The organism is Acinetobacter sp. YH12252, from assembly GCF_013417365.1.
GTDB lineage: Bacteria > Pseudomonadota > Gammaproteobacteria > Pseudomonadales > Moraxellaceae > Acinetobacter > Acinetobacter towneri.
The window spans coordinates 23362-38251 of sequence record NZ_VPEA01000011.1; the positions used below are offsets into that span (position 1 = coordinate 23362).

10 protein-coding genes and 4 pseudogenes are annotated in these 14890 nt (G+C 42.2%); 10 read left to right on the plus strand and 4 right to left on the minus strand.

What is annotated here, in order from left to right; all coding sequences use genetic code 11:
- Window positions 1-19: 19 nt before the first annotated feature.
- A complete protein-coding gene (locus FTV28_RS10800; RefSeq protein ID WP_179990448.1) occupies window positions 20-1207 on the plus strand; it encodes a phosphotransferase enzyme family protein in 1188 nt (395 codons plus the stop codon).
- Window positions 1208-1261: 54 nt separating this feature from the next.
- Window positions 1262-1543, plus strand: coding sequence for a hypothetical protein (locus FTV28_RS10805; protein WP_179990450.1), 282 nt, complete (start codon window positions 1262-1264; stop codon window positions 1541-1543).
- Between the two features lie 311 nt (window positions 1544-1854).
- On the opposite strand, the gene FTV28_RS10810 is transcribed toward FTV28_RS10805, so the two are convergent.
- Both FTV28_RS10810 and FTV28_RS10815 read right to left on the minus strand, forming a co-directional pair.
- On the minus strand, window positions 1855-2859 hold the full coding sequence (locus tag FTV28_RS10810; RefSeq protein WP_179990452.1) for an ABC transporter substrate-binding protein: 1005 nt from the start codon (window positions 2857-2859) through the stop codon (window positions 1855-1857).
- A gap of 10 nt (window positions 2860-2869) precedes the next feature.
- On the minus strand, window positions 2870-3448 hold the full coding sequence (locus tag FTV28_RS10815; protein WP_070154220.1) for an ANTAR domain-containing response regulator: 579 nt from the start codon (window positions 3446-3448) through the stop codon (window positions 2870-2872).
- 503 nt (window positions 3449-3951) lie between these two features.
- Here FTV28_RS10815 and nirB point away from each other — a divergent pair.
- From nirB to FTV28_RS13610, 5 genes and pseudogenes are all read left to right on the plus strand, one after another.
- Window positions 3952-6498 (plus strand): nitrite reductase large subunit NirB, encoded by a 2547-nt coding sequence (gene nirB, locus FTV28_RS10820; RefSeq protein ID WP_218944942.1) that lies wholly within the window; start codon window positions 3952-3954, stop codon window positions 6496-6498.
- A gap of 24 nt (window positions 6499-6522) precedes the next feature.
- Complete coding sequence (gene nirD, locus FTV28_RS10825) at window positions 6523-8133, plus strand: nitrite reductase small subunit NirD (RefSeq protein WP_179990454.1); 1611 nt, start codon at window positions 6523-6525, stop codon at window positions 8131-8133.
- A 179-nt stretch (window positions 8134-8312) separates the two neighbouring features.
- A pseudogene (locus FTV28_RS10830) lies at window positions 8313-9209 on the plus strand (molybdopterin-dependent oxidoreductase); the annotation flags it as partial.
- A gap of 2 nt (window positions 9210-9211) precedes the next feature.
- Window positions 9212-9292: pseudogene (locus FTV28_RS13605) on the plus strand (hypothetical protein); the annotation flags it as partial.
- Window positions 9293-9418: 126 nt separating this feature from the next.
- Window positions 9419-9667, plus strand: a pseudogene (locus FTV28_RS13610) (integrase core domain-containing protein); the annotation flags it as partial.
- Between the two features lie 47 nt (window positions 9668-9714).
- On the opposite strand, the gene cynS reads toward FTV28_RS13610, so the two are convergent.
- Complete coding sequence (gene cynS, locus FTV28_RS10840) at window positions 9715-10164, minus strand: cyanase (RefSeq protein WP_096902358.1); 450 nt, start codon at window positions 10162-10164, stop codon at window positions 9715-9717.
- 284 nt (window positions 10165-10448) lie between these two features.
- Here cynS and FTV28_RS10845 point away from each other — a divergent pair, with 284 nt between their 5' ends.
- Entirely contained in the window at window positions 10449-11258 is an 810-nt protein-coding gene (locus tag FTV28_RS10845) for a formate/nitrite transporter family protein (RefSeq protein WP_008303564.1), read from the plus strand.
- Window positions 11259-11309: 51 nt separating this feature from the next.
- Entirely contained in the window at window positions 11310-13034 is a 1725-nt protein-coding gene (locus tag FTV28_RS10850) for a bifunctional protein-serine/threonine kinase/phosphatase (protein WP_179990458.1), read from the plus strand.
- 204 nt (window positions 13035-13238) lie between these two features.
- Here FTV28_RS10850 and FTV28_RS10855 read toward each other — a convergent pair.
- Window positions 13239-13427: pseudogene (locus FTV28_RS10855) on the minus strand (IS110 family transposase); the annotation flags it as partial.
- 203 nt (window positions 13428-13630) lie between these two features.
- On the opposite strand from FTV28_RS10855, the gene FTV28_RS10860 reads away from it, so the two are divergent.
- Window positions 13631-14806 carry a Fic family protein gene (locus FTV28_RS10860; RefSeq protein ID WP_104851951.1) on the plus strand — a complete coding sequence of 392 codons (1176 nt, stop codon included), beginning with the start codon at window positions 13631-13633 and terminating at the stop codon, window positions 14804-14806.
- Window positions 14807-14890: the final 84 nt, after the last annotated feature.

Here is a 14890-nt window from a genome sequence, read left to right on the forward strand (position 1 = left end):
AAGTTAAGGAATATCTAAAATGACCACAATCACACATGATTTAGGTCATGGCATGGGGAATGACTGGGAACATAAAGATTGGGCACATCTGACTGTCTCAGAATTACACAACCTGCAACCGTATTACCCATGTTTGCAAGGGAATATTCAAATTTTGTGGTGCAGTCCGCGCCCATTTTCATCTGCCGCAGTGATTGATGTCACGCAGGATGCAGTCAGTACAGATAAAATAGGAAGTCGCTCGTATTTCATTAAACGCAGTCATCGTTCATTTCGTAATGCGCAAGATATTTTGCAAGAGCATGCTTTTTTGCGACATTTAGCCAGTAAAAACATTCCTGTTGCGACATTAATTGCCTCGAATTGCGGACTGACCGCTTTAGAAATGGGCGACTGGACTTATGAAGTCTACGAAAAAGCAGCAGGTTTTGACTTATATGTCGATCAGCAATCTTGGACGCCGTTTTTCTATACAGAACATGCTGCAAAAGTGGGAAGTTTGCTTGCCAAATTGCATGTCGCCATGCAGGATTTTCCTGAGTTACATGGCAGATCGGCGCGTTATTTGGTATCGAATCAGCAGCTTTTAGAAAGTGAAAATATTGTAACGGCTATTCAGCAACGTATTCAAAATAGCCCTGAATTGAGCCGTTATTTTGCCGATAAAAACTTAGACGCCGTTTTTTTAGAGCGTGTATCTCAGACGCATCATAAAATTAAGCATATATTGCAGCAGACCACTAAAATTTGGACGCATAATGATTTGCATGCTTCCAATCTGTTTTGGTCTGCGCAAAGTGCCGATGCCAATATTACAGCGGTAATTGATTTTGGTTTATCAGATCGAAATTCAGCGCTTTATGACCTTGCGGTCACGATTGAGCGTAACTTTATAGATTGGCTGGCTTTAGAACATACATCACAAATCAATATTGACGAAGCGGGTTTAAGCGCGTTTTTACAAGCGTATTTTGCAGAAATACATCCACAACAAGACTTTAGTATTTTGCCAGAGTTGCTAAAAATTGTGCATTTGGATTTCGCATTTTCAGAGCTTGAATATTTTGTCGGAATTACCCAAAACCTGAAACATGCCGATACTGCTTATTATGATTGGATTGTTGGGCATGTAAATTGGTTTTTTGCAGAGCAAGGACAGCAATTTACCCAGACTTTTACTCGATTAATTCAACGCGAATTGTCATAATCTGCACAACTAAATGCCTCAAGCATCACTACTTATTTTAATGCAAGGTTTCGTATGTACAATCGTAAATTCAAACAGAATGTATTAACTGCGTTTTTAAAAACCATCATTCTGTCACCGCTGTGTTGGGCACCTTTGGTTTATGCAGAAAATGGCGTTCAACAACTTGATACGATTGTCATTACAGCCAATGAAACAACGCCGTACTTAAGTTCTACAGTAAAGACTGAGGGCTTGGGTACAGATCGTCTACAAAAAGCGCCTGCCTCTATTTCTGTTATTACTGCAGATGCGATTGTCGATCAATTTAATTTATGGTTTGAATGTACAACATAGCTCTGCTGCTGGAACAGGAGTACATTTAGAAATATTTCAACTGCCAATCATCACTATAACTGCTGAAAAGCAGGATGAACGTCATTCTCCATCTCAAGCGATTACACAGTTCAACCACAATTGACTAGGTCTTAATTGAGAAGTGTCCGTTTTAATTGGGGGCTATTACACAACATCAATTCACTGACAACCTAAGTGTTAATGCTAACTGAACCGTACTGGGTTTACAACAGGCATTCAGCTAAATAAAACGTTAAATCTAAAAGACCCAAAATTTTTCTGGGTCTTTTTTTATGAGAATAGATAATATTTTAAACAACGGTCACTTCTTGCTGATAAATACAGGATTGCGCAATCTGTTTTTTTTTGGCTGCGGTCATTTCAATATTTTCCCATTTATCCATCTGCTGCAGGAGCCAGATAAAATCATCGACTTTCGGTTCGGCACTTTCCCCAACAAAATTCCGGATGATATTCTTAATCTTATAAAAGTCATAGACATGCCGCTGGGCGGAACATTCAAACTGAATAATCTGATAGTCTACCAGCATGTCCCATACTTCTGATAAATCACTGCACTGCTTTAAATCATCCTGCGCTTTTTGTACTGCCTTGACCACTGCCTCTACGGTAAATGGATGCTGTTCTGCCCATTCCTGGGTCATGGCTAAGACTTTATCGGCAACTTTTGGAATGACATTCTGGCTCGCCGCAACGATAAAACTATAGCCTTCAAGTTTGGCCTGAATATTCCAGGGTTCTCCCACGCAAAAACCATCAAATACCTGTTCTGCGATTCCTTTTACCATGGAAGGCGGTGGAGAGGTCATCAGCTGGATATTCTTGGCCAGTTGTAGATCGGTTAGCGCCAACCATTCTTTTAAGCAGTAATGGTGAATCGAATATTTATAGACATAGGCCAGATTGATGGGATGATCCTGTTGTAAAGCCAGTACCAGTTTCCTTGAGGTACTTTTTTCATCATCCCCTGGCTGGATGCCGAGTTCATAACACAGATCTTGGCGCAGGCTAATAAAAGCCTGATTCACGCTCAGTACTAGAGGGGTTTGCAAAGTTACCTGTAACTGGTCTGTGCCCAAGGCAGCAGCGGGCAACATGGCGGACAGACAATGTGCAGCATCCAGAAAGCCATAGGCCAGACGGTCACGCAAACTTGACCAGGAGGCTTCACGGATTAAATTGATGGTTAATCCTTGCTCGGAAAAATACCCCTGTTTTTCGGCCCAGAGAATGGCAACACAATCAAGTAAAGGAATATAGCCAATATTGAGTTCAGTTTTTTCTAATGTGGACATATGCTTTTCCTTATTGGCCCAATAACAGCTTCTGTGCATCCAGTAAGCGTCTAGCCATTTCACCAATGGTAATCCGGTGACTCATGGCATTTTTACGCAATAAAGCAAAGGCTTGTTCTTCCGTTAAGGCATGTAGCTGGATGAGCAGTGCTTTGGCTTTATCAATATCTTTACGATCAATCAGCTTGTCCTGGGTTTCTTTTAAATCATTCAGCAGCTTTTTATGCTTGCGAAACTGTTCAATTGAAATTTCCAGAATGCTTTCTAGTTTGGTGGGATCAATACCATCGACAATATAGGCCGTGATTCCGGCATCAATCGCACTCTTGATGGTGTCTTTATTGGAGTTCTGGGTAAACAGCACGGTCGGGAGTTCATATTGGCTGACACAACTTTCAATAATATCCCGATGCGGATGATCCATATTCAACAGGATCACATCTGCATGAATGCCTTTGACATGTACCATATTCAGGTCATTCAGGATTAAGCAGGCCACCACCTGAAAATCATGTAAAAGCAGGGATTCCTGGATGAATTGGGCACGCTCCAGATCATCATCAATAAGAGCAATTCGTAATTTGGACATGGAATATTTTCAAGTAAGGCCTAAGGAATATTCAAGCAGGATTAAAGCAAAAAACATGCCATTAAATTGGTGCATAAAATTTCGTTTTTCTGTTCAATTTAGTGCACAGCTTTAGGGATTTCAGCTGATAGCTGATCAAAATGAAGCATTTAGGTAGATCATCTGCCTGAAACAAGGCATTTTTCTATTAAAAAAGTTGGCACGGTTTCTGCATTTATTAAATCGTCAAAGATGACTTTCAATACTAACAACGGCCAACGATGTCCGTTCTGATCGTAATTGCATTTTCAAAAAATGTGATTGGTATTTCGTTCAGCACAGGATAAATGACATGGTCAGTTGTTCAGCAATACAAAACGCACAAGCGTTTCAACCCTTCCTCCAGCATTACAAAGTGCTGGGTCGCGGTATTTACAACATATTCAATCAGCAGACATATCAATGCCTAGACGTGATATGTGGCTTTTTATCATCTTTAAAAAAACAATAGTTGGAGTGCAGATATGAAAATTCTCATGATTGGGCATGGCATGGTGGGGCATAAATTCATCGAATCTGTACTGGAACAGGCCGGTGATGACATTGAGCTGACCATTTTGGCAGAAGAGCCACATTTAGCTTATGACCGGGTACATTTGACCGAATATTTCAGCGGCAAGTCGGTCAAGGATTTGAGTCTGTGTCGTAGTGATTTTGCCGATGCTTATGGCATTGATTTGCGACTTAATACTAAAGCGGTTGAAATTGATCAGCTCCATAAAACCGTCACCACCAGCCAGGGTGATGTGCTGAGTTTTGACAAGTTGATTCTCGCTACCGGTTCTTATGCCTTTGTGCCACCAATCCCGGGCAATGACCGTCAGAATTGCTTTGTTTATCGTACCATTGAAGATCTGGATGCCATTCGTGCAGCCAGTCTGAATGCCAAAACTGGCGTAGTGATTGGCGGCGGCTTGCTAGGGCTGGAAGCAGCGAAAGCCCTGCGAGATCTGAATCTGGAAACCCATGTCGTAGAATTTGCTCCGCGTCTGATGGCGGTGCAGATTGATGATCTGGGCGGCCAGATACTGCGCTCTAAAATTGAAGACCTGGGTGTCAAGGTACATACTCAAAAGGCCACGTCAAGTATTGAAGATGGTGACAGCACTCAGCATGTAATGAAGTTCGGAGATGGTTCGGTGCTTGAAACCGATATCATCCTGTTCTCGGCCGGCATTCGTCCGCGTGATGAACTGGCGCGCCAAAGTGGTTTACTGATTGGTGAGCGTGGCGGCATTATCATTAATGATTATTGCCAGACCTCACATCCGGACATTTATGCCATTGGTGAATGTGCACTTTGGGACAATAAAATTTATGGTCTGGTTGCACCAGGCTATGACATGGCGCGGATCGCGGCAAAACATGTCCTAGGCCAAGAAAGTCATGCATTCGCTGGTGCGGACATGAGTACCAAGCTCAAACTGATGGGCGTGGATGTTGCTTCTATTGGTGATGCACATGCCATGTCCCCAGGTGCTTTGAGCTATTTCTATGCTGATGAAACCGCGCAGGTTTATAAAAAAATCGTGGTGTCAGCAGATAAGACCAGGCTGCTGGGCGCGGTGCTGGTGGGCTGTGCCAAAGAATATAGTGATCTCCTGCAAATGATGCTGAATGGTCTGGCTGTACCGGAGCAACCGGAAAGCCTGATCATGCCGGGCTTTGATCAGTCAACCTCCAAATCAGGTGGCAGTGGCATCGATTTATTGCCTGACAGTGCGACCATCTGTTCATGTAATAACGTTTCTAAAGCTGATATCTGTTCAGCCATTGATGGCGGTGCAACTTCATTGGGTGCATTGAAAAAATGCACGCAGGCTGCAACTGCGTGCGGTGGCTGTGCGCCACTGGTAACGCAGGTTCTCAAATCTGAATTACAGCGTCAGGGTGTCACGGTGAACAATCACCTGTGTGAACACTTTGCCTATTCACGTCAGGAACTGTATCACCTGGTACGCGTGCATGAGATCAAGACATTCTCTGACCTGATTCAGCAACATGGGCACGGCATGGGCTGTGATATCTGCAAACCGACTGTAGCCAATATTCTGGCATCCTGTTGGAATGACTTTGTCCTAAAACCTAGCCATGCCGGTTTGCAGGATAGCAACGACTACTATCTCGGCAATATCCAGAAAGATGGTTCTTATTCGATTGTGCCACGTGTGGCAGGCGGCGAAATTACCCCGGATGGCCTAATTACCATCGGTCAGATCGCCAAAGATTATGGTCTATATACCAAAATCACAGGCGGACAACGAATTGACATGTTTGGTGCACAGGTACATCAGCTGCCTGAAATCTGGGAAAAACTGATCAATGCCGGTTTCGAGTCCGGACATGCCTACGGCAAATCCTTACGTACGGTGAAATCTTGTGTGGGTAGTACCTGGTGCCGTTTCGGAGTCGATGATTCTGTCGGCTTGGCGATTTTCCTGGAGAATCGTTATAAAGGCCTGCGTTCACCACATAAAACCAAAATGGCAGTATCTGGCTGTACCCGTGAATGTGCAGAAGCACAGAGCAAGGATGTCGGTGTCATTGCCACCGAAAAAGGCTGGAATCTATATGTATGTGGCAATGGCGGTATGAAACCGCGCCATGCTGAACTACTCGCCTCGGATCTGGATACTTCCACACTGATCAAATATATCGACCGCTTCTTTATGTTCTATATCCAGACAGCAGATCGTCTGCAACGCACCAGCGTATGGCGTGACAATATGGAAGGTGGGCTGGACTATCTGAAAGATGTCATTGTGCATGATTCACTGGGTATTGCTGCTGAACTGGAAAGCCGTATGCAGCATGTGATTGGCACTTATCAGGATGAATGGCGCACCGCGATTGAAGATCCTGAAGTACGCAAACGCTTTAAGACTTTTATCAATGCCAAAGCAGCTGAGCAGAATGACCCGAATATTCAGTTTGCGCCTGTACGTGGCCAGATTCGTCCAAAGACAGAAGCTGAACGTGATTTAAACCGTATTCCAGTGGTTGAAGCCTAAATACCACAGTCAGGGAGAATGAAAATGACAATTTTAAAAGACATAAACGAACTGAACTGGTACGAAGTCTGCAATCTGGATGAGATTACCCCGAATACCGGTGTGGCAGCCCTGATTGAAGATCAGCAGATTGCAATTTTTCGCGTGGGTCAGGAACAGCGGGTGTATGCGCTCAGCAATCAAGATCCATTTAGTCTGGCCAATGTCATGGCACGTGGCATTCTGGGTGATCTGCAAGGTGAGCGTGTAGTCGCATCCCCAATTTATAAGCAGCATTTCAGTCTGGTGACCGGCCGTTGTCTGGAAGAGCAAGACCAGAAATTACTGGTATTTCCAACCCGAATTGAAAATGGCAAAGTTCTGGTGAGTCCGACTCCACAAAAGACCTATATTTCCAGTAATGGTCAGAACACAGAGCGTTTAAAACTGGTACTGGTCGGAAATGGGCTGGCGGGCATGCGCTGTCTGGAAGACTTGCTGGATATGGCGCCAGATCGTTATGACATTACCGTGATTGGGGAAGAGCCATGGGGCAATTACAATCGGATCATGTTGTCACCGGTATTGTCTGGTGAGAAAAGCTTTGCAGAAATTATGCTGCATTCAGCCGACTGGTATGCCGAAAAAGGCATTCGATTCATCGCTGGAGATGCTGCCAGCTCTATCGACCGTTCACGTAAGCAGGTTCATACCGAAAAAGGTGAAATCGTTGCTTATGATCGTCTGATCCTCGCTACTGGTTCCAAACCCTTTATACCACCAATTTCAGGTGCTGAACTTGAAGGCGTGATTAGCTTCCGGGATATTCAGGATGTTAACCACATGCTGGATTACTGCAAAACCAAGCAAAATGCCGTCGTGATTGGAGGTGGGTTGCTGGGTCTAGAAGCAGCTTATGGACTGAAGCAGCAGGGGATGAATGTAACTGTGCTGCATCTGATGGACCGTATTATGGATCGTCAACTGGATATGAAAGCCAGTCAAATGCTGAAAAAATCAATTGAAGATAAAGGCATCCGAATCATCACTGAAGCCAACACCGAAGAGCTGCTCGGTATAGACGGCCACGTGACTCAACTGCGTTTAAAAGACGGGACAGTGCTGGATGCTGATTTGGTAGTTTTTGCCGTCGGGATTCGACCAAATAAAACTCTGGCTGAACAGGCTGGCTTGCGCTGCAATCGTGGAGTACTGGTGAATGACACCATGCAAACCTATGACCCGAGTATTTATGCAGTGGGTGAATGTATTGAGCATCGTGGTCAGACCTTTGGATTGGTTGAACCCCTATGGGGACAAGCCTTTATCTGTGCGACGCATCTGGCTGAACATGGCCGACTGACCTTTAAGGCACCGACTGTTCCGACCCAACTCAAGGTCAGTGGATGTGATGTCTTCTCGGCCGGAAATTTTGAACCTCAGGATGATTTTGAAGATATCGTGCTGAATGATGAAAAACGTCAGATTTATAAACGGATCATCATCCAGCAGGAAAAAGTCATTGGTGCGGTGCTATTTGGCGATACTGAAGATGGGGCTTGGTATGCAGAACTGATTGCGGACCAGACACCAATTAGCAATATCCGCAGCAAACTGCTTTTTGGTCGGGATTTTGCATTCAAAAAGGCAGGGTAATCGGATAAATCTCCTCCAACTCCTCTTGGATAAAGGGAACCTCCCTCCTTTGCTAAAGGAGGGTTGGGGAGAATTAAAGCATTTGAGACATAGAAAAAATTTAAATCAAACCTGTAAAAGCTAGATATCAGAGATTTGGTGAAACAAGTGAATTTGGATGATTAAGGAGCACAGCAGCAATGAATAGTATTCCGGTTATGGAACTACATAGCTCTACTGAATCCCAAATAAAAACTACTCAGACGACCTGTCCTTATTGTGGGGTAGGCTGTGGCGTCATTGCGCACGTAAGCCAAACCCCGACGGGTGAAAAGGTTGAGATTGAAGGCGATGTTCAGCATCCGGCGAACTTGGGCAAGTTGTGTATTAAAGGCAGTCATCTTGCCGATACACTTAGCCTAAAAACCCGGCTTCTGCATCCGATGACAGGTCGAAATGAACAGCGGCAAATAAGTACTTGGGATCATACCATTTCAAGTATTGCCAATAAATTTCAGCAATGTATTGATCAGTATGGGCGCGACAGCATCGCCTTTTATGTCTCCGGCCAGCTTTTGACTGAAGACTATTATGTGGTGAACAAATTTGTAAAAGGTTATCTCGGTACTGCCAATATTGATACCAATTCAAGGCTGTGCATGTCATCTGCTGTGGCAGCACATACCAGCTACACAGACTTTGAGCAGACAGAAATGGTGGTTCTGGTGGGTTCCAATACTGCCTGGTGCCATCTGGTGCTTTATCAGCGCATCATGAAAGCCAAAGAAGAGCGGGATTTATTTGTAGTGGTGATTGATCCACGCTTTACTGCAACCTGTGAAGCGGCAGATTTACACTTACCCATTTTACCAGGTCAGGATGTCGCGCTGTTTAATGGCTTGTTGCAATATCTTCAGCAAAATAGCTATACCGATCTGGATTTTATTACCCAACATACTCAAGGTCTGGAGCAGGCACTTGCCAGCAGCTCAACAGAGTCATCGATTGAAAGCGTGGCTCAACGAACCGGGATTACTATTGAAAAATTAACCTTATTTTTTCAGAAATTTGCCCAGATCGAAAAAATCATGAGCCTGCTATGAGCCGCACTGGATTATCTGCCCATCTCAGTACACATCGTGCCGAACCGTATTGTGAAATTCATTCGAATGATGCACTGAAATACGGGATTCAGGATGGTGAGCTGGTCGAAGTTCGTTCTGAATGGGGACAATGTAATGGCCTGCACAACGTATCAACTTCTGAAGCCTTGTTGCTTTGTGAAAGGTGGCATTATCCTTATAGGGTATGTCCTTCTATGACAGATGGCGCACTTGCGAAACAGTGTTTCTCATACCAGAATGCATTAGCAGAGCGGATTAATGGAATATTAAAGCAGGAGTTTTTAACTACACGATGTCAAACCATGAAGGAGTTAGATCACTTAATTGCGGAATCTATCATGATTTATAATTGCTATAGACCAGATTTAAGTTTAAATATGAATACCCCGAATCAGACGTATGAGCAAACTAAAACCGAGCTAATTGCTTAACTCGGTTTGAAGTGGAATACTGTCAATCTATTTCAGGACAAGACAAATTAATAGGTTTTATAAGGTAAAAACTTGCCAGACAATACGACATTTACCCGGTCACCATTCGGATTTTCTTCGCGTTGGATATCCATACTAAAATCAATAGCACTCATGATCCCATCTCCGAATTCTTCATGAATCAGTTCTTTAATGGTCGAACCATAAACACTCACTACTTCATACCAGCGATAAATTAAGGGATCAGTAGGCACGCTGGTCGGCAATGAACCTTTGTATGGCACGATTTGTAGCCATGCGACAGCTTCATTACTTAAGCCAAAAATCTGACCGATTTTTTCTGCCTGTTCTTTATTAAAAGCCATCTGACCTAAACATGCAGCGGTTACCCATTCTTTAGAAAGTTCTATTTCTTTGGCGACATCTGACCATTTAATTGATTTTAAAACTTTCGCTGAAATGATCATGTCAGTTACTTGTTGACGATGGGTAATCATAATCCTCTCCAAATGATTCTTAAACAAATTGTTATGCGGAGTAGATGATGCAGATATCATGCCAATTATCATTTTAAAATTTATGCTCAATAAGATAGTGAATAATTAAAAGATTAATAATTTTTTATGGCATAGATTTTGCTTGTACTTTGAGATATATGGCAATGACGCCATTCACCATTAACTGTTCAAGCATTTAAGGCAACGGCGCCTAAGGTCTTCATTGATCTTAGGCGTCTTTTTTTTGAAAAACAGGTCTGTATATTGAAAAAGAGGACGACAACATGGCATATCTTGCTCCTGCAGAGTTTGCAAAAAAAGTGGTAGATGCGGGTGAATCCAAATTGCATATGGCAACCCGTGATGTATTGATTCGTGCCTTTATGGCAGGGGCCATTCTGGCCTTGGCAGCGGTATTTGCCATTACCATAGCCGTGCAAACAGGATCACCATTGATTGGTGCGCTCCTCTTTCCAGTTGGTTTTTGTATGTTGTATTTATTGGGCTATGACCTATTAACTGGGGTGTTTGTACTTACGCCGCTGGCATGGCTAGATAAACGCCCAGGGGTGACATGGGGACGTATTCTAAAAAACTGGGGCTTGGTGTTTGTAGGGAACTTTACAGGCTGTTTAGTCGTTGCGGTGCTCATGGCAGCGGTTTATACCATGGGTTTTGCAGCGGATCCAAACCCTGTCGGCGTAAAAATTGCGCATATTGGCGAGGAGCGGACATTAGGTTATGCCGAATACGGATTCGCCGGCTGGATGACTATTTTTATCCGTGGCATGCTGTGTAACTGGATGGTGTCATTAGGTGTCATTGGCGCGATGATGTCTACTACGGTGAGTGGCAAATTTATTGCCATGTGGATGCCAATTATGCTGTTCTTTGCCATGGGCTTTGAGCACTCTGTCGTGAACATGTTCCTGTTCCCATTTGCCATGATGATGGGCGGTGACTTCTCGATTGCTGACTACTTCCTATGGAATGAACTGCCGGTTGCTTTAGGTAATCTGGTGGGTGGTTTGGCATTAACAGGTCTGGCACTTTATACCACCCATGTCCGTACTGGTGTTAAAAAAGAATTTTAACATTCATCATTTTATAAAGGGATCATATAGATCCCTTTTTGAGCTTTCAGCATGAAAAAAACATTAAAAGTCAGTATTGGGCAATATTCTACTGCCGGAGTTAAACAACAGAACCAGGATTTCCATGGAGTATATCTGCCCGAAGGACATATGCTGAAACAGAAAGGTATTGCATGTGTTATAGCGGATGGAATCGGTAGCAGTAATGTCAGTCATCTTGCAGCAGAAACAGCCGTTGGTAGTTTTTTATCTGATTATTATTCTACTTCAGATGCCTGGAGTACACAGACTTCAGCAGAACGAGTGATCCGCGCGACCAATTCATGGCTTTATGCACAGACTCAACAAAGTCAAGGACGTTTTGATAAAGACCGAGGGTATGTCTGTACCTTATCTGCACTGATTTTAAAACAGCAACAAGCCCATGTTTTTCATGTTGGTGATAGTCGTATTTACCGCATTCGCGATCATGAAATTGAATTACTAACCCATGATCATCGTGTCTGGTTGTCTTCCAAAGAGCATTATCTTAGTCGAGCCTTAGGTGCGGATTATCGTATTGAAATTGATTATCGAAATATTGAACTCAAAGAAAAAGATATTTTTTTACTAATGACCGATGGGGTCTATGAATTTGTCACAGATCAACAATTATTAGATTTAACTTTAATAGATGCAGATTTAAATCAACTTGCCAAAGGATTAGTTGAAAAAGCTTTAGAACAGGGCAGTGATGATAACTTAAGTTTCCAGGTGATCCGTGTAGAACAGTTGCCTGAACTGAATCAGTTTCATATTCAGCAGGATTATGTATTTCCACAACAGCTCAGTAAAGGTGAAGTTTTTGAAGGCTATGTGATTGATAAGATTTTGCACCAAAATCATCGCAGTTGCCTGTATTTGGCACACGATACTCAGCAGCAGCCTTTGGTTATAAAAACTTTGGGGGTAGATTTACAGCAAGATAAGTATGCCGTAGAGCAATTTCAACTCGAAGATTGGGTATCAAAACGTCTGAAGCATGACAACCTGATGCAGTGTTATCCACATAACACTGAGAAAAAATATTTATTCCAATGTTATGAATATTTACAGGGTGAAACTTTGGCTCAATGGCTGCATCTCCAGGAAAAGCCTTTAAATCTCGATGAGATTTTACCAATTTTGCAACAAACAGCTTTGGCTTTAAATGCAATGCACCGGCTGGAGATGCTGCATCAGGATATACGGCCAAAAAACATCATTGTTTTAAATACAGAAAGTGCCATGAAAATTAAACTGATTGATTATGGTTCAACAGCAGTAAGAGGCCTGGTCGAAATTAATCCTAAAAATGCGAATCGACCACTCGGAACCTTAGCATTTATGGCACCGGAGTATTTTATTGATCATTCGCCATCTGTACATTCAGACCAATTTTCTTTGGCGGTAATGGCCTATTATTTACTGACCAAACAATTACCTTATGGGACAGATTTAGCTCGCTGTAACAGTTTAAAGCAGCTTAAAAAAGTTCAATACTATTCCATCAGGAAATATCGGCCTGATTTACCTATATGGTTAGATAAAATTTTAGGCCAAGCGCTGAGTATTGAACCGACCCATCGTTTTGAGGCCTTATCTGAACTCATTCATAATCTAATGCATCCTTCCAAAGAATTATTAAACTCTAAACCACCAGCAATCATTGAACGAGATCCTTTGCGTTTTTGGCAAATTAGTTGCACCGTATTAGGGCTATTATTTTTACTGAGTATTGCATGGCCATTTATTTGAAAAGAGAGAATCAAACCATGCTTAAAATTGAAGGTACATAGATAAGTTTTTATTCAAACTAGACTATGAGATTGACTGTCAAAAGCGCAGCAATCAATCCACAACTAGATAAAACAAGAACCCTATAGTGAACCGTACCAGGTTTGTCGGAGACTCAATATTCTGAGATGAGATAGCGTCTTGGTAGTCAATCAGGTTTTGATATTATTCGACCAATAAATAATCTCTTTGATAGGCAGTCTGATGTTTTAAAACGCCATAACACAGATGTATAAGCTTGCGCATTGCAGCACCTAAAGCACACATTTTATTTTTAACCTGGCTTAATAATCGTTGATATAAAGCTTCAATGTGTGGATTATATTTAATCGCTGTTAATGCTGACATAACCAACCTAATGGCTAAAAGAAGTAAATGAGCCGAATAACCTGTATATTTGGCTCATTATATGAGCTGTTTAAGCCAATTATTCGGCTCACAATCTAGGTTTTATTAGGTCAATAGTCATAAATGAGCTGAATAACTGAATTAATAGCTCCTCACTAAATGAGCCGAATAGGTGTTACAATAGACTCATGCAGTAGGGGGGAATGCTTATGAAAAAATGGGTATGGCAAAAAGCAAACTGGACTAAATTTAAATGGGATGAAGCACTTGTCACAGTAAAATTACGTTTAATTCATAAGAAGATAGGTCAATTAGTCGGAGAGAGCAAAGTATCACCAGAAGCTGAGGCATTACCATTAGATACACTGCTCACAAATCTAGTCGCATCCTCACTCATTGAAGATGAGAAGTTGAATGTTCGTTCACTCAAATCCTCATTAGCTCGGCGTTTAGGGGTAACAGAAGAAAATCCTGCACCCATTCAAGATAAAAATGAAGGTTTAGCCAATATCATGATGGATGCAGTGAGCAATCATAATGCGCCATTAACAATGGAGCGCTTATTACAATGGCATAACTGGCTTTTTCAAACTATAGAACGCTTTGATTATGCTGCGCAAAAAATCAAAGTAGGAGAAATTCGTGATAACGAGGCACCAATGCAGGTTGTTGGTGGTTCTCTTTATGGTACTACTACCAAGGTTTACTTTGAAGCACCTGAGGGTGGAGAGCATTTACAGGGACTAATGAATGAATTTATAGAATGGTTCAATAGTTCTAGAGAAGATGTAATGCTTGATCCGTTATTGCGAGCTGCACTTGCTCATTTTTGGTTTGTGACATTACATCCATTTGAAGATGGTAATGGTCGTATTACGCGTGTTATTACAGATTTAGCATTAGCTCAAATGGATCACCAAAGTATCCGTTTATATGCTATGTCCGTGGCCATTCATGAAAATCGTAGTAGTTATTATGAGGTTCTTGAGAAATGCCAGAATGATACTTATACAATTAATGAGTGGTTGGTCTGGTTTTTAAACACCTTAGAAAAAAGTATCGATAGGTCTTTACTACGACTTGATCGAACGATCACTAAAGCGAAATTTTGGAGCACTTATTCTCATATCGAATTCAATGAAGCCCAGAATAAAGTTTTAAATCGCTTACTCAATGGCGAAGAGAATGATTTCCCTCTAGGAATTAATGCTTCACAGTATCAAAAGCTCACTGGAGTAAGTAAGGCTACAGCAACACGTCACCTAACCGAGCTTTTGGAAAACGATGTGCTGTATAAACTGGAAGGTGGTGGGCGTAATACCCGCTACGTGCTGAAAATTGATAAAGAAAAGTTTACTCAAAAAGAGGTGGTCTCACTTGTTTGAACAACTAAAAGCTTATTTATAAGCGATATTCTGTATTAGTTCAGACTTGATCGTACATTCTCATTAAAGGAGTATGAAAATCAA